Origin of the sequence: Blautia sp. MSJ-9, assembly GCF_018919065.1 — a bacterium.
Lineage (GTDB): Bacteria > Bacillota > Clostridia > Lachnospirales > Lachnospiraceae > Blautia_A.
The window spans coordinates 19118-43266 of sequence record NZ_JAHLQG010000029.1 but is presented as its reverse complement, the minus strand read 5'-3'; the positions used below and the strand labels follow the sequence as shown (position 1 = coordinate 43266).

The window sequence follows — 24149 nt, the reverse complement described above, 5'->3', positions numbered from 1 at the left end:
AAAAAGCTTCTTTTTAAAATAGAGCCAGCATTCATCAATAGGCTTATTTAAGTGCGGCAATTTTTATGAATCTTCTGGTTTCCAACAAAACAGCAACTGTTTTCTGTCATAAACCGATTAATTTTGTAGTTTGCATTAGAGGATATTCACTAATATGCCCCTAAGTTGACGCTAGGTTGACCACATTGGGGTGCGACCCCAACCGACGACCCCGCCAGACCTGTTCAGTATTAATACCAGTCCCGGCAGAGGGTTCTCCCTTAACTGCCTCTATCAGTTAACTCATGCCAGGTTTTACTATTCCAATTTGTTCTAAAACATGTTATACTTAAAAAGCTGTCGAACCTCCAGCAGAAAGGAGGTGGACTCCATGGAAGAAATTCTCACCACATTTCTTGTCTCTGTTATAGCAGGCGTAGTTAGCTACTACATATGCAAATGGCTGGACAGCAGACGATAGACAGCAACAGTCTAAACGGAATAGCTCACCGTAACGAGCAAGAAAGCCCCCAGAGCTGGCACTCTGAGGGCTTTTGTTTTGCTTCAAGGAATCTCACCACATTCCTTAGCTACTGTTAGTATATGCGCAATGTGCCAAAAAGTCAACTCAAAAATAGTGGGTGAAAAAGCCGCAGGCTGGATGGGTGCCAGTCTGTGACTTAGTTGAATTTTATACTTTCTTTAGAAAACTTTTTAAACAAATTTCGTTTCTTTATTTTCCCGACAGAGGGTGCGACCCCAACCGGTCCATATCCTGCAAGATTGTTTCAAGAATCAACTTGTCGGCACAATAGAGCGTGTCTCTTCAGATATGTAATTTCAGTGTAACAAATGGCAAGTGGGATGTCAACGGAAGAATGGTATGCAAAAAGCCATCTGATATGATCCTTTCCGGCTGTCTGCCAGTTTCGCTATCAGATGGCTTACATTATTTATTCTGCAAAGTATCTATTCTTATTATTTAAACACAATTTCTACTGCTTCTGCTGCTTTTGTTTTTTTGTTTGTGAATACGGCTTTCAGAATATAATTACCCTTTCCGCCAGCAGCCTGAAAACTCTTGAGCACATCATAACCAATCTGATTTCCGGCTTTATCATAGGCCATTATACCATCATAAGTCCAGCCTTTTTTTGCCACAACCTTGATTGCATTACTTTTCTGAGAATATTTATTATAGCTTAAAGAAATACGATCCGTCTTGTTAAACTTGCTTCCGGAAATTTTAGTACTTCCGATTTTTATGGAAGAAACAGGATTCTGATACTTCAAGATAGTAAATGCATGTTTTGCAGTCTCAGTTTGTGAATTGGATGTTTTATCTTTTGATTTAATTGTAACAATTGTTTTTCCAGGCTTTGAAGGATAAAAATAATACCAGTCATAACCATCAGAACGTCTTGTTTTCTTAACTTTCCCAAGGTTCTTTGACATTGTACATTTTACTGTTGTCTTTGTTGGATGGTATGAACCAAGGATATATCCCTTCTGGGCATGGATCTGTGCATAAACATTTCTGCTGGAATTTACTCCTTCCTCTGCAAATGTCGGAACAGCTGCCAGAACCATTATCAGCACTGTGACTACTGCCAAAAATTGTTTTAAATGCTTTTTCACAAATCTTATCCTCCTTTGAAATACTGTATTGTTTCTGTGTTGCAAAGTGAAAGAGACTGTCGCTGCTATATTTATCTTCCATAGATATAACGTAGTACCTTTCTATTTTCAGTATAGCACTGCCTGGCATAAAATCAACATATTTTTCCAAAAATTCGGCTGAAGTCTTCCATCTCCCATTCGGGGAGGATTTTTATCAGTTTCTCTCTTCCAGATATTCCAGACATTCATTCACACCTTTAATACCAAGTTCCTTGCGTACTTTATCCTGAATTTCCACCAGACATTCCAAAAGAAGAGGATTAAACATTCCGCATTCTCCATTCAGGATCATCTCCATTGCCTTTTCATGAGAATATGCTTTCTTATATACCCTGTCGCTTACCAGGGCATCATACACATCTGCCAGTGAGACCACCTGGGCAGATATAGGGATTTCTTCTCCCTTCAGGCCATCCGGATATCCTTTTCCATCATAACGTTCATGATGCCAGCGGCATATTTCATAGGCATATTTCATCATCTCTTCATCATGATACATTTCCAGACTGTCAAGCATCCGGGCACCTATGATCGTGTGCTGTTTCATAGCTTCAAATTCTTCCTTTGTAAGCCTACCGGGTTTGTTCAGAATTTTTTCATCAATTCCAATCTTACCGATATCATGAAGTGCGGAGGCTGTGGCGATCATATGCTGCTGAGACCAGGAAAAATCGTAATTCTCTGATTTTCGCGTCAGTTTCTCCAGCAAAAGCTGAGTCAGAATATTAATATGCAACACATGAAGTCCGCTTTCACCATTTCGGAACTCTACAATCTGACTGAGAATCCCGGTCATCATACGGTTGTTTTTCTCTTTTTCATAAATCTGATCTGTTACCAGATGGATCAGACGCCTTTGCTTGGCATAAAGCTTGATCATATTGATAACTCTCTGATATACCACCTTGGTATCAAATGGTCTGCTTATATAATCCGAAGCCCCCAGTTCATAGGCACGACGGATATAACTCTCTGATTCTTCACTGGAAATCATGATCACCGGTATATCCTCGATCCATTTATCTCTGTTCATATAGGCGAGTACTTCAAATCCATCCATTTTGGGCATAATAATATCCAACAGGACCAATGAGATTTCAGTTCCATGCTGCTCCAGTATCTTCAGAGCCTCTTCTCCGTCACAGGCCTCCAGTATCCGGTATTCCTTTCCCAGAATTTCCTTAAGTATCTCACGGTTCATTTCAGAATCATCAACGACCAGAAGCTGGGGCAGGTTCCTTTTTTCCATCTTGTCTGTATTTTGCTTCTGCTCCCACCGGGTTACTACTATATTTTTATGTCCCTTGGCCATATACATAAGTCTGTCTGCTTTGGTGATTGCTTCCTCCAATCTGCCATGGGTAAACATAGCTCCACCAATGCTCACTGAAAGCTTCAGACGATTAAAACCCGGAATATGCGTCGCATGGATCTTCTCCTGGATCATACGGAGCTTCTGTGAAAAGATTTCTTTCTCAATTCCGGGCAGGATCAGCAGAAATTCATCTCCTCCATAGCGCACCAGAATATCCGTACGACGGATATAATGCCGAATTACATTCACTACGGTTGTCAGTACCAGGTCTCCTCCATCATGACCATAAGTGTCATTGAACAATTTGAAATCATCCAGATCGATAACTGCAACTCCGGCATTCAAAGACATATTTTTGACTTTTTCCTCAAAATATCTGCGGTTATACGCCCCTGTCAGCACATCCTTATACAGCTTTTCGCTATATACAGTCAGCTTTTCCGTCAGTTTTTCATATCCTTTCTCATCAGTCAGCGTGTTCTCGTCCAGCTTTTTCAGCATTTCCATTACATAGGGCTCATCATCAATCTCCAGATACCTTGCAAACACCTGATACATATCAGAATCGAGAAATTCAATTTTGGATGTCTGTTTCTTTTCCTCCAGTGCTTTAAGGGAAATGCAATTCTCACATCTTTTATCTTTATTCCAGAAAGCATAACACTGGCAAAGATTTATTCTTCCTGCAAGCTTACTTTCCATTTCGTCAGTCTGCAGATCACTCCCTTTCAGGAGACGGACTACATCAAAAATCTCCCGAAGCACCTCCATTTTATTCTCTGCTTCCTGCATCGTCATTTGTTTCCACTCAATCATTATTCCCAGCCTCTCACGGACAACAGCTTTTTTGAAATATAAATTTGTATTATTATACCACTTACTCATCATGCAGTACAACAATAATATTTTTTCTTTATCTTCTGATGTGCGCCCCTATGTGTTGCAGCCCTTATTTATCGCTGTAATGCCCTTTGCATTGGATTACAATAATTGTTTCATCTGTTATTTCGTAAACCAAACGGTCTTTGAGGTTAATTCGTCTACTCCATTTCTGCCATTGCCTCCAACTCTCGTATAATAAGTTTCCCGAAATCTTCGAACTGCAGATTTCTTTTTCATTATAGTCATTCTGACATTTGTTATCAAAAACAATTGAATTTTCACCACTATATATCCTTACACAAAATCATCCCTCAAATGCCCCTTTCAAGCATTTGAGGGATAAACCGCATTTTTTAATATTATAATAATACACCGCCCTTGCATTACGTACTAATTACCGGGTAATGCAACAACCTCTCCATTATTTTAATACGCCGCCTTATAAATCTCCAGCACCTGTTCTTCAGACAGCTGTATGTAATTGTTCTTCAGCAGTCTCTGCTGGGTTTTGATCACATCTCCTGCGAAAACCGGCAGGTCGCTTTCTTTTACACCAAAATTGCGAAGTGGTTCTTTTTTAAGAACCTTATCCATCAATTCATATAATGCTGTCAGTGCCTCACTTTGTGTCACTCCAAGGCACTCTGCAATGATATCTTCCAGATCATTGATCCGGCCTGTCGGCTGGATCTGTTTGTATTTTTCCATTACGTCTTTGAACATCAGCTGATTGGACTGTCCATGTGGAATGTGGTATACGGAACCAAGAGGATAAGCGCATGCATGAACTGCTGCACATCCGGCATAACCGAATCCAAGTCCAGCCCAGTTGGACGCTTTCAGGAAATCTGCCGCACAAGTTTTCCATGCATCGCCGCCACCAGCTTCCACTGATTTCTTCCAACACTGAATAATCGTTTTCAACGCCTCTGTGGAAAAAATCCTTGAGATGCTGCATCCGTTCGGGCTTAAGAAAGATTCCACACTGTGTACCATAGCATCAATGGAAGAAGTTGAAAATATTTTATATGGAAGAGAATCCAGCATGTTTGTGATCATAACCGCCTTATCTGCAAGCATCGCATTGGATGCCAGTCCCATCTTGACTCCTTTGCTCACACGGTTGATCACGGAAATATTGGTAACTTCACTTCCTGTTCCACAGGTTGTCGGAATGATCACTAGAGGATGTACTTTTTTCAGCTTATCTACATTATCATAAAGGTCATCTACCTTATCTTCTTTTCCGGCAACTGCAACAACTTTCGCAATATCTACTACTGTACCGCCACCGATTGCAATGATACGGTTAAATTCTTTCTTCCTCAGTGCATCCAGAATAGCATCTACCATTCCGTCTGTCGGTTCACCTTTTCCATATTTCTCACGGAAAAGTGTCTGCACACTCAGCGAAAGAGGTGCCACATATTTGTCATAAGTATGTTCTCCGCAGAGAACCAGATCCTGCGGTCCCAAATCTGCCTGTGCCGCGTACTGTTCAAATGTATCATATTCTTCTATTTCTGTTTTAATGGTAAATCCTTTCATCAGCTCTTAAGCCCCTTTCTCTAACTTTTCCTCTGTCAGTCCAAATCTGCGTTCTACCAGTTCCTCGATAAACTGAGCCGTTGCATCCCAGCCCAACAGACTGCTGTTAAGCAGGATATCACGGGTATGTCTGTCGCCACATTTCTTGCCTGTAATATACAATAGTCTGCAACCATTCTGGCAATCTCAGGACCACCACTTCCATATTCACAGCCCACTGTGATAACAAAATGTCTGTCCGGATATTTTGCATTCGGAAGTACTGCCGGTGCCTCGTCCACATCTTTCGTCTCATCTACAATAAAGATATCACGACCAAATTCTGCACCGTATTTTCTCTTGGAATAGAAATAGAAAAATACACCAAGTGCCAGCCAGATTCCTACTACGATCCATTCCTGCCATACAAGTGCTGCGGAAAATGATGCCGGAATAATATATAAAAGTGTCATAAATCCGGCCATTACTTTGTCAAACTTTCGTCTTCCTTTTGATGCAATTAAATGGAATCGGGCAAGTCCTGTGCTTAAGTTAGAAATAACAGTAAATATTCCGCAAGGACCTGCCCGTATTACAATATCAATTTATCAGTTTTTATCCCTCAATTGCCTCTTTTAATGCAGCTTCAAAAATTTCAAGACCTTTTTCCATCTGCTCATCTGTCATTGTGAGCGGTGCAAGAAAACGGATAACGTTGCTTGCTGTTCCACAGCTCTCAAGAAGAAGTCCCTTCTGGATTGCATTCTGGATCAGTTTTCCTGCGATTTCTGTAGCAGGCTCTTTTGTATCTCTGTCTTTGACAAGTTCCAGACCAATCATCGCGCCAAGTCCTCTGACGTCACCGATCACCGGATATTTTGCCTGAAGTTCTTTGTATCGTGCTGTGACAACTTCACCAATATGTCTTGCTTTTCCAGCATAATCGTCACGTTTCATAATGTCCATAACTGCCAGTGCTGAAGCACAGGCAACCGGGTTACCACAGAAAGTACCGCCGATGGTTCCCGCAGGTGCTGCATCCATGATCTCTGCTCTTGCTGTGATCGCAGAAATCGGAAGACCTGCGCCAAGAGATTTGGCTGTTGTAATGATATCCGGTGCTGCACCGGCTTCTGCCCAGTACTCAGATGCATAATATTTACCGGTTCTGCAGTTACCACACTGAACTTCATCTGCGATCATCAGAATTCCGTTCTCATCACAAATCTTACGGACTGCTTTAACCCACTCGATCGGTGCCGGGATAAATCCTCCCTCACCCTGGAACGGCTCTACGATCATGCAGGCGATTTCACTTGCAGGTGCACCTTCATCGAAGATTCTATTCAGTTCATCTATATAGTACTGAATTGCCTCAGCCTCTGTATATCCCTTCGGTGCTCTGTATACATATGGATACGGTGCACGGTAAATACCCGCCGGGAAAGGTCCCATACCGACTGCATATACTTTCTTGGCTGTCAGCGCCATTGTCAGGTTTGTTCTTCCGTGGAAAGCACCTGTAAAACAGATCACTCCACTTCTCTTTGTAAATGCTTTGGCAATCTTGATCGCGTTCTCATCACACTCTGCACCGGAGTTTGCAAAATAAGTTTTCTTTACCTCTCCTTTGCATGGCATGATTTCATTTAATCTCTCTGCAAGTGTTACATATCCGTCATGTACATACACATTAAAAATAGTATGGAAATATTTCTCTGTCTGTTTCTTTACTGCTTCAATAACTTCCGGGTGGGAATATCCGATATTCAGAACACCAACACCTCCGACCCAGTCAAGGAATTTGTTTCCGTCAAGATCCTCAAACATTGCACCTGCACCCTGTTTGATACAAATTGGATAAGCTTTGCCGCAAAGTGCTTTCGGGATTGCCGCATCTCTCCTGTCAAGAAGTTCTTTTGATTTCGGTCCTGGAACCTGCGCTGTTATGATCTCCGGTAATGCTGTTGATAATTCTGCTGTTGTCATAATAATTGTCCTCCTTTATCTCTTCGCCTCATCCGACGTAAAAAAGGCGCCAGATACTTTTTAATATCTGACGCCTTTGTCGTTTCTTAATTGGTTGTTTTGTTTTTTAATTTAGCTAGATTATAGCACCTTCCCGGATGAAATCAATGTGCGCGGAGGACTATCTTTTTTGTGCACGGTGCACAAATGTTACCTTTTATACAACAGTAGTTTCCAGATCCACCCAGCTTTTCATATCTTCGTTCCACTATGAATAATGTTAAACATACATCTCTTTCTCACTGCATTCTCATAAAAGCATTTTATATAATATGTGAAAGCACTATCTATTTCGGTACTTTCTAATCAGAAACGCAAGTTTCAGTTCCAGACATTTATCCATATCTTCAAAATCACAATTCAGCAGCTCCCCGATTTTCTTCAATCTGTAATTCAGCGTATTTCGATGAACAAACATAGCCTCTGCCGTTCTCTTGGCATTACAGTTATTTATAAGATAATTCTCCAACGTCTCACAGAGACTTCCTGCATTCATCTCATCATATCTGACCAGTTTTCCAAGCTGCGCTTCCACATATTCATCCAGAACTCTGGTATCATCCACATGGGAGATCAGAGTATAAATCCCCTGATCTTTATAGAAGAAAATCCTCTCCTGCATATTTGCAGCAGACGCTGCCCTGATTGCTGCTGATGCCTCATTTCTGCTGCGTTTTACCTCATCCAGATATGCTGTACTGTTTCCAACTCCGACACAGAATCTTGTTCCCTGTTCTCGCTGTACACGTTCAATGATCCGGCTAAAAATGTCCCGTATCTGCTCATCATCAAGATGTGCCACCGGAATAAGCACCAGAATTGAACCAGCCTGCGGGAGCACCAGAATATCTTCTTTTGTATAAAAGGAAAACTCCGTACTGATCATACGTTTTATATTCTGCCCCAATGTCAGAGAATCCTCATTCTCCCAGTCACCCTTCGCACTGTCAAACGCAAACTCTGCAACACAGAAGCTTCCCTCAAGGTTAATATTCAGATATCTGGCCTGTGCCATCACGCGCTCTCTGCTCAGATGCTCGGCATCCAGAATCGAAGAAAAAAGCTGCTCAGCTGCATTGCGGTCATTTTCCTCCAACACAAGCCTTCTGCACATGATCTGTGAAAGATCTATCAACGGAAATTTCTCCGGAAGTTCAAAGAGTGGCAATTCTTTTTTCTCACAATATTTCAGTAATTCCTCTGAAATCTGCCCTTCATTGATTCCAAGAGCCGCTATCCCATACTCCCACATCTGTCTGATCAGGGTCATGAGTTTCGCACTGTCATCCGTAACACCCCTGTTTGTCAGGATCACAAATTCTCCGCCATGGATATAATTCTCAATCTTATATTCACTTTTAATACACTGCAGGCAGTCCGCAAAATAAATCCAGCGCACCAGATGCCAGAGCCCTTTTTCCCCGGCTTTCAGTTTCAGAACATCTTCCAGTTCCGCTATCTGCATCATATCTGTACAGTTCATTGTTCTTTCATCCTTTATATTTGTCATTCACAGTAATACATGTTACTTCTAATTCTCTCTGTAAATCAGACGGCTTTATTATATCATACAAATATCATCTTACATGTAGGCTATATCATAACGTTCTGATCACTCGTTCCAGCACTGCAAGTTCCATCGGTTTTGAAATATGCGCATTCACCCCCGCATCCATGCTTCTCTGAATATCATCTGAGAAAGCATTCGCAGTCATGGCTATGATCGGAATATTTTTACAGACAGGATTCTCTGCTGTGCGGATTGCTCTGGCAGCTTCGTAACCGTTCATAACTGGCATCTGGATATCCATCAGGATTGCATCATCCTCTCCTCCACAGTTCCTGCAAAGTCTTTTGTATCATATCGTTTTCTTTCTATATTATATAGTCTCTTTATCCTTCCAGCACATCCTGAATCGCTTCTGCAGCATCTTCAAGCGCATCCAGTGCCTCGATCAATGTGTCTACTTTTCTGCTGTCAGACTTCTCTTCTTCGTATTCATCAATCAGTGCAGTGAACTGGTTTTTTAGTTCTTCCAGGTTTTCATAGATTTCATTTAATTTCTCTTCACGTTCTATTGCTGATGTAAGTTTTACGATTTTTGACATTTGGATACCTCCAGTTTTTTATTAGCACTGTCTATATTTTTACCACAGACTGCCATATCTGAAAAAATTATATCATTATTATAGGTGCATGTCTATGTTCTCTAACTATATAAAAATCCTCTCAGTATTATACACTGAGAGGGCGTGTTCTTTTCTGTAATTCTGTTTTACAGTCCGCAAGCAATTTATCTAATATCCGAATCACTTCCATTAACTGTTCTTTCTTTAAATCATCGTAATGCACCCCTGCCAGCACTGATACCGGCTGTCTCGTGATTTCCCAAATCTGTGACGCCCACTGTCTGGTGATGATATCTTCTTTGTGGCCTGGCAGTGTGATTGTCTGTAAAGCGCCCTGTCCATCTACCACCGTTACAGAACCTACGTGTGAACGATGTCCGCCGAAAATTCTTATTTCATATCCATAGTCCAACTGCTGGCAGTATACCGCAATGTCACAGTTCATATATTCTACATGAAGCTCTATTGTGTTCTGCGCAGAATTCAATCCTTTTTCCATAGTATATTTTTATATCTTCCTTTCCATACTTATACATCAGCTTTTAACTCACTCTTCCATCCATCTGTGAAATTCTTGTCCTTCCAAGTCGAACTGGTCAAGGATTTTCCCTACAATATGGCGGTTACAGTCTTCTATTGTCTTCGGATGATTATAATAACTGAGTACTGGCGGAATGATCACTGCACCAAGCTGACTGGCCTCGTACATATTTCTGAGATGTACTGTTCCAAGCGGTGCTTCCCGGGTTACCAATACCAGCTTGCGGCGTTCTTTCAGAGTTACGTCTGCCGCACGCAAAACAAGGTTATCACTGTAGCCGCTGACGATTCCTGCCAGTGTTTTCATACTGCATGGAATCACGATCATTCCCATTGTGCGATAACTTCCACTTGCAGGACCAGCACCAATATTATGATTATCATGTACCTCGTCTGCAAGCGCATATAACTGCTCTAAGGTATAATCTGTCTCCTGTTCCAGAGTCATTTCTGCGCCCTTCGTTACGATCAGATGTGTCTCTATGATTTCTTTATACTGTTGTAACTGCTTCAGCAATTCTATTGTAAGGGGTGCTCCTGAAGCCCCGCTCATTCCAATCACAAGTCTCTTTTTCATTTTATTCCTTTTCCTGATAAATTTTTTTCTTCTTTATTCTTAGTCAAATTCAGTCAATTTTCATATTCATTACAGGTATCTTCATCTGAATTCATCCACATTATACCCTCTGCCTCACTGTACCGCAATTCTTCTTTCTCCATCACCTATTCCAGTCAGGAATCAATTATGGTAAAATGAAGCCAGTCTTGATATCATTTATCCTGCCAAACCAGGTACATCCCTTTGTCTATCATAGAACAGCAAATAAAGTACCTGTAGCAAAAAAATATCCAAATCCGAACTGTTCAGTACCTTACAGAATAATGAACTGCTGAATAGTCACCAAATTTCCAAAAAAGGAGCGCCTCCATTATGGACATTCAACAGATCCAGTACTTCCTCGAAGTCGTCCGCAGTGGCAATTTTTCCACTGCTGCCGAGAATTTATATACAACCCAGTCCTCTGTTTCCAAGAATATCAAATCTCTGGAAAAGGAATTAAATATCCAGCTCTTTGACCGGAGCAAGCGCCAGATTCAGCTTACAGAAGCCGGAAAGTTGGTGTTAAAAGATGCACGTTCTATTGTACAGAGCTATGAAAAACTTATCCATACAGTTTCCAGTTACCAGCTTCAGAAAGAAGATACCTTAACCATCGCGAGCATCCCGGTTATGGCACAGTATGATATCACCGGACTGCTGGCAGATTTTCAGACTGCACATCCAAATATCAAACTGCAGATTGAGGAATCTGAAACTACCCATATCTGCTCCCGGCTCAAAAACCACGAATGTGATTTCATTTTTACCAGAAAAGAATATCTGGACGCCTCCTGTCAAAGTCTTGATTTCTATGACGACCGTCTGGCCGCAGTCGTCCCCCTGAGTCATCCTTTCAGTAAAAAGAAGCAGCTCTCCGTCTCTGAATTAAGAAACGAAAATCTGCTTCTGCTGAGCAAATCGACTCTACATTATGATAAAATCACAGAAATCTGCAGACAAAGAGGTTTTGAACCACGCGTAGTTTATACCGGCACCCACATGGACAATATTCTTGACCTGGTAAGCAAAAATCACGGCATTTCTCTGCTGATGCAGCATGCTGTGGAATATCTCCACCATCCAGGTGTAGCAATCATTCCTCTGAAAGAAGATTTCATCAGTGCTATCACCCTTGCCTGCAATGACTATCGACAACTTTCTCCTGCTGGAAAATTGTTCTGGGATTATGCCAAAAGCAAAATTACTGCTGACTGATAATCAGATACAAAATCTTTATTTTTTTATGACACTAACGGAAGCACATAATTTACCCAGAACCATGACATCGGCATGATCAGCACCATCGCCGGTATCATGTCCGCAGTCGGAAAGTTCTTCAGTTTCACCATACGGAAACCAGTTGCGAGCATCAGGAAACCACCACAGGCTTTAAAGTCATTGATCATGCCCGGTGTAGTTAATGGGAAAATCGCTGTTGCCGCAAAGAACAGGATCAGGAAAATGATTACCTGTGGAATGGCAATCATACATACTACCATTCCCAGACTGCATGCAAAAATAGCTGCTGTAAATAAATCCAGAATAGATTTGGAGATCAGTACAGAATGATCTCCGCTCATTCCAGATACGATAGAACCATAGATCCCGGTTCCACTGGCACAGAATAATACAATGATCGTTACCAGTGTATTCATGAACTCATCCTCAGAAAGCTCTGAATTAGAATTTTTGATAAATTTGCTGATCGCACGCTGCATGACACCTGCACCGGCATTAATTTTCTCTCCAAGATGAATCGCAAGTCCGATTCCTGTACCGATCACAATGGAAAAAATAACTGCGGGCATATTTTCCATCAGACCGATGGTACTGATTCCCATTCCCATAGAACATACACCAAATACCAGGGTAATGTCCGCCTTGAATTTCGGACTTAACTTGTGTCCCACAAGTGCACCCAGGATTCCGCCGATGACTACGGATAACGCATTGATAATTACTCCAATTGGCATAACTTTTTTTCTCTCTCCTTTACCTGAGTTCAGGCAGGTGCCGTAATTTTGACATCTGCCTGAACTTTTTTCTTTATTGTTCAAATATCATTTCTGATACGCCGAAACCTGTTATAATTTCTTCTGTTCTTCGCTTCCTGAACGTTCAAAAGTTCTTTTCTTCCACATCTGCGATGAATTATTATAACACTAATTTTTCGCAGGCTGCTCTATCTAAATAGTACCTTATGCGCACAGTGAATCATTATAACTCATTTTCAGAAAAATAGTAATATTAATTTTTAGAACATATCCGGAAGCCAGTGCTTCGGATCTACATCCATGAACTGTGCTCTCTGGAAGCGGTCTTTCTGATCAAACGGTACGGTACAGTCAAAGATTGCTTTGCACGCAACACCGCGCTCACGGATTCCCGGATGGTAAGCAGGATTGTTGGATGGATCCAGCGGATGACACTGTACACCCGGAATCGTGATCAGGTCAACATCTGCCTGGAATCTGGTTGTCATTGCCCACATCACATCATTGATATCAAAGATATCGACATCTTCATCCACCAGAATTACATGTTTCAGCTCTGCAAATGCTGAGAATGCAAGCAGCGCTGCCTGACGCTGGCGGCCTTCGTCTGACGGCATGGTCTTCTTAAACTGCATGATGGTCACATATTTTCCACCGCCAAAAGAAGCATTATATACATTCAGGCATTTGCCCGGAAGCGCTTTGTCAACCATTGCAAGGATACTTGCTTCTGTAGGGATACCTGCCATGGAAACATGTTCTTCACTTGGTCCGATACAGGTCTGCATGATCGGGTTCTTTCTTGTGGTGATGGCTTTTACCTTGATGATCGGAAGTTCCGGATTAGCAGGTCCGCAGTAGCCAGGGAATTCCGGCATTGCTTTTCCTGTGTTGGAGTTCTGGTCTTCACGGACACGAACGTTCGGCAGGATTTCTCCCTCAATAACGTATTCCGCATTGGCAATCGCACGCTCATTGATGGTGAGACACTGTACCAGTTCTACCGGTTTCTTACGGATCGCGCCTGCTGCCTGTAATTCATCATATCCAAGTGGTGTTGTCGGTGGCTCAAAGCAGGATGCAATTTCAATCGCAGGGTCTACACCAATGCTGACAGAGATCGGAAGCGGTTCTCCTGCTGCTTCTGCCAGTTCACGGAAATATCCGATATGACGTGCACCCGGCATCAGGAAAATAGAGATTTCATCTTTGGACTGTAAACACATTCTGTGGATCGTCACATCAGACTCTCCTGTTTTCGGGTTGGATGCATAGCACATTCCAAGTGTGATGTATGGGCCTGCATCTTCCGGTGTGTTGGTTGGAGCCGGGAGAAGTTTGCGGATATCAAACCCTTCTTCTGTTGCCAGATGAACTACTTCCTGGCATTTCGCCTGCTCATTCGGAATTACTACCGGTTTTACCGGATGCTCTACGCTGTTCTTTAACAGAAATCCCAACTTCTTAGGATCTTCTCCCAGCAAATATCCAACTCTCTTTCTGCTGGATAACACACCGATGACTACTCTGGCACCTTCGTGGCCTTTTACATTGTTAAAGACCATTGCAGGACCTTCCTGTGTCGGACGCTCTACTGTTCCGCCGGCACCTACATGTCTGTATACGCCTGATAATTCTGCATTCGGATCTACTTCCACATTTGTCTCCACAAGCTGTCCCGGAATAGACTCCAGCAGCTCAAGAGCAGAATGCAGGTCATTGACTTCCACGTTTTTCATGATACTTATTCCTCCCTGTGGTTTTCTTATCTAAATCAGGCCGCTCGCCAATGTCTCTGCCTGATATTTTCCAATAGATAACATACCATTTCCAGACAGGAAACTGCAATTCAAAAAGCAGGAGAACTTATTCCTGAATGGAATAGATTCTCCTGCCAGATATTTACTGTTATAAGTCATCTGCTATATTCGTCAATAAATATCGCTCTGCCAGTTCAAGTATTTTTTCTGCTGTTTCTATCTGTTCTGCCGTTACTGTTTTTGATGCTATATAAAAAGTATCATAATCACTTATTTCAGTACAAAATCCTTCAATTCATCCCTCTTCCTCACATGCAGCTTATCAAAGTTGGACTCATCAAATAAATTTCCACAGTGTCGCTGCATTTCTGTGCTTCTCCTGAGAAATAATAAAGTTCTGCCAGTGCTACATCGTGGAATCCTCTGTCCTTGAAGTTTTCTACTTTTTCCTTTGCATGTCCTGGCTCAAATGCTGAATTTATCAGTGGTAATACTGTATTTTCATCCATTCACTACACTTCTTTCGTATTTCTGTTCGTTTTATTTTTCTGTATTCTTTTCTCTATTCTCTGTTTTCTTCTTCGTAAATATTATACCCGTCTCTGCCATTCTGTTTCGTCTTATATAATGCAGTATCTGCATTCTTATACAGATCAAGATATCCTGTTCCATGTTCCGGAGCAAATGCCATTCCGGCACTAATGGTAATATTCTTTCCATTCATTTCTGGGAATGATAATTCTTCAACCTTTTTTATCAGACTTTCGATTCTGGAAACAGCCACTTCTCTGCTGTCCGTTTTTCTCATAAATACTACAAATTCATCACCACCGATCCTGCCGACAATGTCTCCTTCACGAAAATGCTCATGAAGCACTTCGCCAAATTTGCGCAGGACTTTATCCCCTGTAATGTGTCCATATGTATCATTTACTTCCTTAAAATGATCCACATCCATGATCACAAAAGTTCCCGGTTCCTGTGGATGTTCCTGCAGAACATTATGGATCCGTTCTTCTGTATTTCTCTTATTGTACGCACTGGTCAGAGCATCTGTCTCGGCCGCCTGAATAAGCTGTTTATTCGTTGATCTGTTCTTAACAAATCCCCATAAGAACAAGATGCTTGCCATAACACCAAACCCGATTGTAAAAATCAGTTCATATCTTCGTACAAAGTTATAAGATTTCTGCGCTTCAGAAACAGGGATAACATAACAAATCATCCAGTCATTCAATCCCATATCTGTATAGGCCAGATAACGGTCTGAATTATAATCATTTCCAATTCTTATTTTCATCAGTCCATCGGCACCCACTGTAAAATCTTTTTTCACTTCTGTCAGGGACGAATCAAAAATAAGTGTCTGATCATCATAAAATTCAAAGAAGTTATCGCCATATTCAATCTCATGATAGGCAAAATCACCATCATACGCAATAATCTCACCATCACTGGTAGTAATCAGTGTATATCCTACATCTTCAAAGAAATCGTTAAACAGCATACGGCTTAATGCAGTTACGTTATAAGAACCACCCAGAACTCCTATCACTTTTCCGTTTTTCCAGACCGGTACGCCCAGAATTACACGGGTTTCTTTATCTACGCTGCTCTCCAGTGGATCGCTTAGTGTTTCTTTTCCCTCCATTCCTTCCTTAAAATATCTCCTCGAAGATACATTCTTCTCTGCTCCGTTATCATAATGAGCCGTACCATCTGCTTCAATCAGTGCTGTACGCTCTAAAGCAGTTTCCTCTTCAAGTGATATTAACATTTCCATATTTTCATCCGACACAAGTTCTTCGGATTTTCCAATCTCTTTTGCTATACCCCTCAGATATCCATAATGAATATCCAAAATTGCTTTAATATGTTCACTCTGTCTGGAAACATTCGTCTTAATTACTTTCTGCGAGTTACGCTCAATAGAATTCTGCATGCATACCAGAAATATGCCCAGACTTACTGCTACCGCACACACAAATATAAGAGCAGCAGCCACATACTCAGTGATTTCATTTTTCTTTCTCATAAACATCTCCTTTCACCCCACATTTTTCTGTTTGTCTTTTGTTGGGTTACATTATACACACACTTTCCCGAAACTGCGTTCAAAATACTTTCACTGTTAATCCTCTGTAACAGATTTGTGTAATACATATATCTGTCGCTTAAACCTTCAGGACAATTTTAATATATCAAATCGAACTGTGAAAATCCAGATAAATCGTCAAATTTTCGTCAAAAAAAGACAGACTCTCTATTTTCTTTCAAGATATCTGTCTTTTTAATCATATACATTACATTGGTTCTAAAGTGTGTTTAAAAAATGCTTTACGCAAGATATGCGTCACATTTTATGGGAGATTTTTTCAAACCCACACTGGTATGCCAGATGATCAGATCAGCTTAACAATATCATTATACATAACAAATACCATCAGCGCCATCAACAGCATCAGCCCTGCGAAATGGATGCCTCCCTCCACCTGTCTGTTAATCGGTTTTCTGCGGATTGCCTCTATGACAAGGAATACCAGCCGTCCACCGTCCAGTGCCGGAAACGGAAGGAGGTTCATAACTCCAAGGTTTGCAGAAAGAAGAACTGCCATGTTGAGCATATTCATCCACAGCATCATTGTTCCCTCACTCTTGCTTTCCTCATACGTAGTTCCGATTGCATCCACAACTCCGACCGGGCCACTCAGATCTTTCATTCCAAGCTTTCCGCTGACCAGTTCTTTCAGGCTTAGAATTGTTGTACGGACCATATATTTTACTTCTACGGCACCATATTTGACTATATCCGGCCCTTTTGCTTTTTCAGAATACATATTGTAGGTAAATCCTGATTCTGCCGTACGGTATTCTTTTGGTGTAACCGTAATATCATATTCCTGTCCGTCCCTGGAATAGGTAAGCTTTACAGACTTTTCTGTCAGCGGATTCTCCTGAATATATTTCTGGTAATCTGCTGCATTTGTAATCTTCACTCCATTAATGGATGTGATCACATCTCCCTGCTGAATCCCTGCTTCCTGCAACGGCATTCCATCCATTACAGATTCCACTATCATGGCAGAAGTATCATCCCCGTTGAAATTGCAGCCCAGAAGGTATCTCACATTTGTATCCGACTTATAGGAAATGTCCATCTTCTTTCCGTCACGCTTAACAGTCAGATTAATGGTATCTCCCTCTTTCAGCTGGTTCAGATAGGAATATACATAGAGATCTTTTCCCAGATCAATGTGATATCCCTGATAACCGGTAATAATATCTCCCTCTTTCAGTCCTGCCGCCTCAGCCGCAGAACCTTCCTTTACGGAAAGAACTCTGGATGGTTCATATCCTACAGCACCTACAATGATCACAGATAATACGAATGCCATGATAAAGTTAAATACCGGTCCTGCGGCAACTACGGAAATCCTGCCCCACACAGACGCACTGTTAAAGGTTCCCGGTTCATTCTCTATATCCGTATCCTCCCCCAGCATGGCGCAGGAACCGCCGATTGGAAGAAGTTTCAGTGAATATCTGGTGCCGCCTTTCTCGAAACTGAAAAGTCTTGGTCCCATTCCCAGAGAGAATTCTGTGACCACGATCTTGTTCAGCTTTGCAAAGAGAAAGTGTCCCAGTTCATGAAAGAGAATGATTGCACTGAATATGACAATTGCAATAATAATTTTCAATCTACCACCTGCTTTCGATCCATTGATAAGTTTCTTTCTCGATTTCCAGAATCTGATCCAGATCCGGATTCTTTACTACTGTATGTCTGCTCATAGACTGCCCGATAATCTCGTAAATATCCAGAAAACCAATTTTTCTCTGCAGGAATTTGCGAACTGCCAGTTCATTTGCCGCATTAAATACTGTCGGCATGCTGCCGCCTGCTCTGGAAGCTTCGGTTGCCATTGGAAGTCCCTTAAAAGTCTCTCTGTCCGGTTCTTCGAATGTAATCTGTTTCAGCATATGGAAGTCCAGTCTGTCACCCTTTAAGAATCTTCTGTCCGGATAGCATAATGCATACTGGATTGGAAGTCTCATGTCCGGAGTTCCAAGCTGTGCCATCACTGCTCCGTCCTCAAATTCTACCATAGAGTGGATGATACTCTGCGGCTGGACTACAACCTGAATATGATCCAGATCTACATCAAAGAGCCATCTGGCTTCCATGACTTCCAGACCTTTGTTTACAAGAGTTGCAGAATCTACTGTGATCTTCTGTCCCATTACCCAGTTCGGATGTTTCAGAGTATCCTCCAGAGTTACATTCTTCAGATCTGCTGTTTTCTTTCCGCGGAAAGGTCCGCCGGAAGCAGTGATCAGCAGTTTATGTACCTGCTCTCTCTTCTCTCCGTGAAGTGCCTGGAAAATGGCGCTGTGTTCGCTGTCTACCGGCAGGATCTGTACACCGAATTCCTTTGCCAGAGGCATGATCAAATGTCCGGCTGTTACCAGTGTTTCTTTATTTGCAAGGGCAATGTCTTTGCCTGCAAGAATTGCTTCCATGGTAGGTCTGATCCCAATCATTCCTACGATGGCTGTTACCAGAATATCGGATTCCTGCATTCTGGCAAGCTCGATGAGACCGCCCATCTGGCTTACAATCTTTACATCAAGGTCGCGGACTCTTGTTTCCAGATCTCTGGCTGCTTCTTCTTTCCAGACTGCAACCAGCTTCGGGTGAAATTCACGGATCTGCTTCTCCAGCATCTCTACGTTGCTTCCTGCTGCAAGGCCGACTACTTCCAGATCATCGTTTGCACGGACTACGTCGAGGGTCTGTGTTCCGATAGAGCCTGTGGAGCCTAAAATCGCTACTTTTTTCATATATACCTCGTTTCAACATTCAGTCAGTCTACATCTATCGACCAACTGTTAAATAATATCAACTATTATCACTATATGATGTCAGGAACATATCCTATTTTCTCTGACACAATATTTACATTTTAAAACAAATGGATAAAATCCATCCTCTTCAACATTTATCTAATTCAAGAGAATATTAAGCTAATCAAATCTCAATCATCAGAATAGAAAGAAAATAAATAACCGGCGCTGTGAAGATTACGCTGTCAAATCTGTCAAGGATTCCGCCATGGCCCGGAATTAATTTTCCGTAGTCTTTGATTCCCTGGTTTCTCTTGATCGCGGAGGCTGCCAGATCACCTACCATGGAGATCAGAGCACCTACTGCGCAGATCACTGCATATTCCAGCATTGGTCCCTGAGTTGCTGCTGCATAGATCACACCGAGAAGTGCTGCTCCCACTACACCGCCAACTGCTCCCTCTACTGATTTCTTAGGGCTCAGGATCGGTGCCATCTTATGTTTGCCGATAAGCATTCCCACACAGTATGCGCAGGTATCGCATCCCCAGGAACATAAGAAAATAAGCCATACATGGAACTTTCCGCCTGGCAGGCTTCTGGTCAGATAGATAAATGACAGCATCACTGCCACATAAACAATTCCAAACAGTGCAGGCATCACCTGTACTGCTTCATATTTCGGATAAGTGAATACATACACAAACATGATCAGTACCAGACCGAAAATGATCGCCAGTACGCCGTATTTCTCAAAATCAAGCAGCATTGCCAGATAATAAAGCACTGCCCCTGCATATCCTGCTGCTGCCAGCAGATTTAACTTGCCATCCTGCACCTTCATTACTTTATATAATTCACTCATTCCGATAAGTGAAACAGCAAGAAGTGTGAAAAACAGCACATAGCCGCCACTGATAATGGTGGCAAGTGCAATGATCACAAGCAGGATTCCGCTTAAGAGTCTTGTCTTAAACATCGATTACTCCTCCTTTACTCCCCCGTATCTTCTGTCTCTCTGATTGTATTTCTCAATGGCTTTGACCAGTTCTGCCTTGTTGAAATCCGGCCATGCTACGTCTGTGAAATAGAATTCTGTATAGGCAAGCTGCCATAACAGGAAGTTGGAAAGACGTAATTCTCCGCTTGTGCGGATCATCAGATCCGGATCCGGGATTCCTGCTGTGTCCAGATAATTCTCAAATACATGCTCATCAATTTCTTCCGGTTTCACTTTACCGTCAATTGCATCCTGTGCAAGTTTGCGGATACCTCTGACGATTTCATCCCTGCTGCCGTAATTTAATGCAATCTGGAAATAGATTTCATCGTATTTGCTGGAGTATTCTTCCAGACGTACAATGCTGTCCTGGATATCCTGATCAAAGGCAGAAATTTCACCGATCACGCGGACTCTCATTTTATTTTTGTCTGCCAGCTTGATGCATTTCTTAAGGTAACTGCGGAACAGTTTCATCAGTCCGTCTACTTCTTCTCTGGAACGTTTCCAGTTCTCTGTGGAAAAAGCGTATACAGTTACATACTTGACGCCCAGTTCTTTCATGTAATCGCAGACTGTTTCCAGGTTTGCGCATCCTTTTACATGACCGTAGCTTCTCGGCATTCCTTTTGCTTTCGCCCAGCGGCCATTGCCGTCCAGAATAATGGCTATATGATTTGGTACATTCATACTCTCTTGTTTCCTTTTCTTATTCTGTTATATTTTATTTATTGTTCACCAGCATCATCTCTCAGATATTCCTCCGGCAAAGTAAACAATATATTACTATTCACTCCGTGCCCGGTAATACCTTTTGCGATGCAAAGAATTTATGCTAGTCACATTACTTCATTCAGACAAAAAGAGAGCCCGCATCATGGAGCTCTCCTTTTCGTTTCCCTTATACGGTCATGATCTCTTTGCTCTTTGCATCCACTGCCGCATCAACTTCTTTGATGTATTTGTCTGTGCTCTTCTGGATCTTATCCTCAAGCTCTTTTACTTCGTCCTCAGATACATCCTGTTTTGCAAGTTTCTTGAATGCATCGTTTGCATCACGACGGATGTTGCGGACTGCAACTTTGGCAGCTTCGCCTTTTTTCTTAACGTCTTTTACCAGTTCTTTACGGCGTTCCTCTGTAAGTTCCGGGAATACAAGGCGGATTACTTTACCATCGTTGCTTGGGTTTAAACCAAGGTCAGAAACAAGGATTGCTTTCTCGATTCCTTTGATCAGGCTGGATTCCCATGGCTGGATCTGGATCATACGTGCTTCCGGAACAGTGATGTTTGCCACCTGCTGAAGTGGTGTCGGAGCTCCATAATAATCTACTGTAAGTTTGTCAAGGATATGCGGGTTTGCACGTCCTGCACGGATTGTAGCCAGTTCGCTGTCAAGGCTTGCCAGTGTCTTTTTCATTTTGTCTTCATATTTCTGAATTCTTTCATCCATTAGGTTAGTCTCCCTCTTTTATAGTTTTTGTTTCGTATATGAAATACCGGGGTTTCAAAAATCTCTCTTCGTACGCTCAGATTTTCTTGTCCCTCAATTTCTTTCTGTAAATTTATACAGTAACTTTAGTTCCGACAAATTTACCGTGAACTGCATTGATGATGCTGTCTTTCTCATCCAGTGCGAATACCAGCATCGGCATCTTCTGCTCCATGCACATGATAGACGCTGTCAGGTCCATAGCGGCCAGTTTCTTTGCAACTACTTCTTCGATGGAGATCTCATCATATTTTACTGCGTTCGGGTTTGTCTTAGGATCGCTGTCATAGATTCCGTCAACTGCCTTTGCAAGGAGGATTGCTTCTGCTTCAATCTCAACTGCACGAAGTACGGTAGCTGTATCTGTTGAGAAGTACGGATGTCCTGTACCGCCTGCAAAGAATACGATCTTGCCCTGTGCAAAGCTCTCTTCTACAGCATCTTTGGAATAAAGGCTTGTGAAAGCGCCGCATACAAATGGGGTAAAGATCTCTGTCTTTAATCCAAGGTATCTGCAGATGTCAGATACATAAATACAGTTCATAACTGTTGCAAGCATACCAATCTGGTCAGCTTTATTTCTATCGATGGTCTCGCTTGTACGTCCTCTCCAGAAATTACCTCCGCCGATCACGATACCGATCTGCAGACCCTCTTCTGCAATTGTCTTGATCTGCTTTGCAACTTCAATAACAGTTGCCTCATCAAATCCGGTTTTCTTCTCTCCGGCAAGGGCTTCACCGCTTAATTTTAATAATACACGCTTCATAAATAACTGTCTCCTAAAATTAAATTTATCGCAGATAACAGAAGTTGATGATACCTGTCTCAAAGAGGCAGACATCACTTCTCCTCTTCTGTTACATTGGTATTCTTATTTTACCATATTCCGGCAACAATTTCATTACCATTTTCATCAACTGTTGTAGAAACTGTGAAATTGCTGTAATAGTGGAATCCTGTCTTGCCTGTCTCAGGGTCATCCTCATAGCTGCTGCCCTGTGGAGAACCACATGCACTCTCAAGTGCGTCCAGAGACTGACCGATATACTGCTCTGCTGTAGAGATCATATCTCCACCGTCGCCCGGATCATCTGGATCGTCGGTATTACCACCGCCATTTCCGTCACCGTCCGGATCTGTATCAGAGCCGCCATTTCCATCGCTGTCCTGACCGCCTGTGCCGCCATTATTTCCGCTGTCACTGTTGTTATTATTGTCTGTAGAGTCTGTATTATCTGTAGAATCTGTATTACTGCTATCTGTAGAATCTGACTCAGAATCACTGCTGTCATCCAGTCCCAGACGTTTCTTTACTGCCGCAAGTGTGGATACTTCTTTTGTTGAAGTACCTGTCAGATATTTAGCATACGGAATGGCATCATCATCTGTGCCGTCCATGCATAATGTAATCTGTGAAATCGTTCCAAGAGGAATGTCACGGAAGAAGCATTCGTTCTTGTCTTCATCTGTATATGTGATACGGATATCATAAGAAGCCGTCATTTTGTTAGATGCTGTTGTCTGTGTATCTGATGTATCCGTTCCCGATGTCTGCGTACTTGTTGCCTGTGTATTTGCTGTCTGCATATAATACAGTGCTTTGTCCTTGTCTGTCAGAGTAAACATTCCATTGATCAGGTCGTCTCCCCATACGTCATCCTCGTCTGCATCATAATCCTCACTGTCTTCATCCACATGAGTACGGATATAGACTGACTGGATGTCATCTCCTGTATTATTTACAAATACAATCTTAGATGCTGTGGAAGTCTTCTCTCCCATTACATTCTTTATATCTTCATCTGATGTCTGCTGCATATCTACCATATCGACTGCCTTGGTTACTTCAGGAGTCGGGGTAGCTGTTGCCTCTACAGGCGTTTCTTCTGTTGTCTGTTTCTTACCACATCCGGCAGCTGCCACTGTCATTACCAGCAGACCTGCCAGTATTAAATAACGTTTTTTCATAATATATTCCCTCCTGCTATATGGAATATCTTTTTTCTTTTACATTGTCATTTTTTCAATTTCCTATTATTGCAGAGTATCGAAAACTTGTCAACCAAACCTCTACTGATTTCATACAATTTTAAGACTTTTAGAGTTTCGTATTTCTATATTCATTTGCAGAAATTCCCTCTGTCTTCTTAAATACTCTGGAAAAATGTGCCACGTCTGTAAATCCGACCATTTCTGCCACATCAGCGATCCTGCAGTGATACTGTTCCCATGGCAGAAGTCTTGACAGTCCTTCCACAATGATCGGTTCATCATCAATAATAACCACTTTATACATAAAAAATCCCCCGTTTTCCCATTTCTTATTATTGCACAAAAGAGAACACCCCCTGTAATCAGCGGATGCTCCTTTTT

At 42.0% G+C, this 24149-nt stretch carries 24 protein-coding genes; 1 reads left to right on the top strand and 23 read right to left on the bottom strand.

Annotated elements, in window-relative coordinates:
• Positions 1-957: 957 nt before the first annotated feature.
• The 11 genes from KQI87_RS07880 to KQI87_RS07830 form a co-directional block, all read right to left on the bottom strand.
• Entirely contained in the window at positions 958-1617 is a 660-nt protein-coding gene (locus tag KQI87_RS07880; protein ID WP_216459654.1) for a hypothetical protein, read from the bottom strand.
• Positions 1618-1813: 196 nt separating this feature from the next.
• A complete protein-coding gene (locus tag KQI87_RS07875) occupies positions 1814-3790 on the bottom strand; it encodes a diguanylate cyclase (RefSeq protein ID WP_216459653.1) in 1977 nt (658 codons plus the stop codon).
• Between the two features lie 133 nt (positions 3791-3923).
• Positions 3924-4067, bottom strand: coding sequence for a type II toxin-antitoxin system YoeB family toxin (locus KQI87_RS16985; RefSeq protein ID WP_291803951.1), 144 nt, complete (start codon positions 4065-4067; stop codon positions 3924-3926).
• A 215-nt stretch (positions 4068-4282) separates the two neighbouring features.
• Positions 4283-5404 (bottom strand): iron-containing alcohol dehydrogenase, encoded by a 1122-nt coding sequence (locus KQI87_RS07865; protein ID WP_216459652.1) that lies wholly within the window; start codon positions 5402-5404, stop codon positions 4283-4285.
• A 53-nt stretch (positions 5405-5457) separates the two neighbouring features.
• Positions 5458-5856, bottom strand: a complete 399-nt coding sequence (locus KQI87_RS07860) for a cytidylate kinase-like family protein (protein ID WP_216459651.1) — start codon at positions 5854-5856, stop codon at positions 5458-5460.
• 142 nt (positions 5857-5998) lie between these two features.
• Positions 5999-7372, bottom strand: coding sequence for an aspartate aminotransferase family protein (locus KQI87_RS07855; RefSeq protein WP_216459650.1), 1374 nt, complete (start codon positions 7370-7372; stop codon positions 5999-6001).
• A gap of 322 nt (positions 7373-7694) precedes the next feature.
• Entirely contained in the window at positions 7695-8894 is a 1200-nt protein-coding gene (locus KQI87_RS07850) for a PucR family transcriptional regulator (protein WP_216459649.1), read from the bottom strand.
• A 115-nt stretch (positions 8895-9009) separates the two neighbouring features.
• Complete coding sequence (locus KQI87_RS07845; RefSeq protein WP_216459648.1) at positions 9010-9222, bottom strand: response regulator; 213 nt, start codon at positions 9220-9222, stop codon at positions 9010-9012.
• Between the two features lie 82 nt (positions 9223-9304).
• Positions 9305-9520 carry a hypothetical protein gene (locus tag KQI87_RS07840; protein WP_216459647.1) on the bottom strand — a complete coding sequence of 72 codons (216 nt, stop codon included), beginning with the start codon at positions 9518-9520 and terminating at the stop codon, positions 9305-9307.
• Between the two features lie 127 nt (positions 9521-9647).
• Positions 9648-10040 (bottom strand): prenylated flavin chaperone LpdD, encoded by a 393-nt coding sequence (locus KQI87_RS07835; RefSeq protein WP_216459646.1) that lies wholly within the window; start codon positions 10038-10040, stop codon positions 9648-9650.
• Positions 10041-10088: 48 nt separating this feature from the next.
• The gene (locus KQI87_RS07830; protein ID WP_216459645.1) at positions 10089-10658 is read right to left on the bottom strand and encodes a UbiX family flavin prenyltransferase; all 570 of its coding nucleotides are present in this window, start codon (positions 10656-10658) and stop codon (positions 10089-10091) included.
• Between the two features lie 354 nt (positions 10659-11012).
• On the opposite strand from KQI87_RS07830, the gene KQI87_RS07825 reads away from it, so the two are divergent.
• Positions 11013-11897 (top strand): LysR family transcriptional regulator, encoded by an 885-nt coding sequence (locus KQI87_RS07825; protein WP_216459644.1) that lies wholly within the window; start codon positions 11013-11015, stop codon positions 11895-11897.
• A 26-nt stretch (positions 11898-11923) separates the two neighbouring features.
• On the opposite strand, the gene KQI87_RS07820 is transcribed toward KQI87_RS07825, so the two are convergent.
• The 12 genes from KQI87_RS07820 to KQI87_RS07765 form a co-directional block, all read right to left on the bottom strand.
• Entirely contained in the window at positions 11924-12655 is a 732-nt protein-coding gene (locus KQI87_RS07820) for a DUF554 domain-containing protein (RefSeq protein ID WP_216459643.1), read from the bottom strand.
• A 281-nt stretch (positions 12656-12936) separates the two neighbouring features.
• Positions 12937-14415, bottom strand: a complete 1479-nt coding sequence (locus tag KQI87_RS07815; protein ID WP_216459642.1) for a UbiD family decarboxylase — start codon at positions 14413-14415, stop codon at positions 12937-12939.
• A 329-nt stretch (positions 14416-14744) separates the two neighbouring features.
• Positions 14745-14945 carry a hypothetical protein gene (locus KQI87_RS07810; RefSeq protein WP_216459641.1) on the bottom strand — a complete coding sequence of 67 codons (201 nt, stop codon included), beginning with the start codon at positions 14943-14945 and terminating at the stop codon, positions 14745-14747.
• A 53-nt stretch (positions 14946-14998) separates the two neighbouring features.
• Entirely contained in the window at positions 14999-16471 is a 1473-nt protein-coding gene (locus KQI87_RS07805) for a sensor domain-containing diguanylate cyclase (protein WP_216459640.1), read from the bottom strand.
• A gap of 367 nt (positions 16472-16838) precedes the next feature.
• Positions 16839-18134, bottom strand: a complete 1296-nt coding sequence (gene rseP, locus KQI87_RS07800) for an RIP metalloprotease RseP (RefSeq protein ID WP_216459639.1) — start codon at positions 18132-18134, stop codon at positions 16839-16841.
• A gap of 1 nt (position 18135) precedes the next feature.
• A complete protein-coding gene (gene dxr / locus KQI87_RS07795) occupies positions 18136-19278 on the bottom strand; it encodes a 1-deoxy-D-xylulose-5-phosphate reductoisomerase (protein WP_216459638.1) in 1143 nt (380 codons plus the stop codon).
• Positions 19279-19465: 187 nt separating this feature from the next.
• On the bottom strand, positions 19466-20260 hold the full coding sequence (locus KQI87_RS07790; RefSeq protein ID WP_216459637.1) for a phosphatidate cytidylyltransferase: 795 nt from the start codon (positions 20258-20260) through the stop codon (positions 19466-19468).
• Positions 20261-20263: 3 nt separating this feature from the next.
• Positions 20264-20971: an isoprenyl transferase gene (locus KQI87_RS07785; RefSeq protein ID WP_216459636.1), complete on the bottom strand. Its 708-nt coding sequence runs from the start codon at positions 20969-20971 to the stop codon at positions 20264-20266.
• Between the two features lie 211 nt (positions 20972-21182).
• Entirely contained in the window at positions 21183-21734 is a 552-nt protein-coding gene (frr, locus tag KQI87_RS07780) for a ribosome recycling factor (RefSeq protein WP_216459635.1), read from the bottom strand.
• Positions 21735-21846: 112 nt separating this feature from the next.
• A complete protein-coding gene (gene pyrH, locus KQI87_RS07775; protein WP_216459634.1) occupies positions 21847-22542 on the bottom strand; it encodes a UMP kinase in 696 nt (231 codons plus the stop codon).
• Between the two features lie 110 nt (positions 22543-22652).
• Positions 22653-23744, bottom strand: a complete 1092-nt coding sequence (locus KQI87_RS07770) for a hypothetical protein (RefSeq protein ID WP_216459633.1) — start codon at positions 23742-23744, stop codon at positions 22653-22655.
• 130 nt (positions 23745-23874) lie between these two features.
• Positions 23875-24072 (bottom strand): AraC family transcriptional regulator, encoded by a 198-nt coding sequence (locus tag KQI87_RS07765; RefSeq protein ID WP_216459632.1) that lies wholly within the window; start codon positions 24070-24072, stop codon positions 23875-23877.
• Positions 24073-24149: the final 77 nt, after the last annotated feature.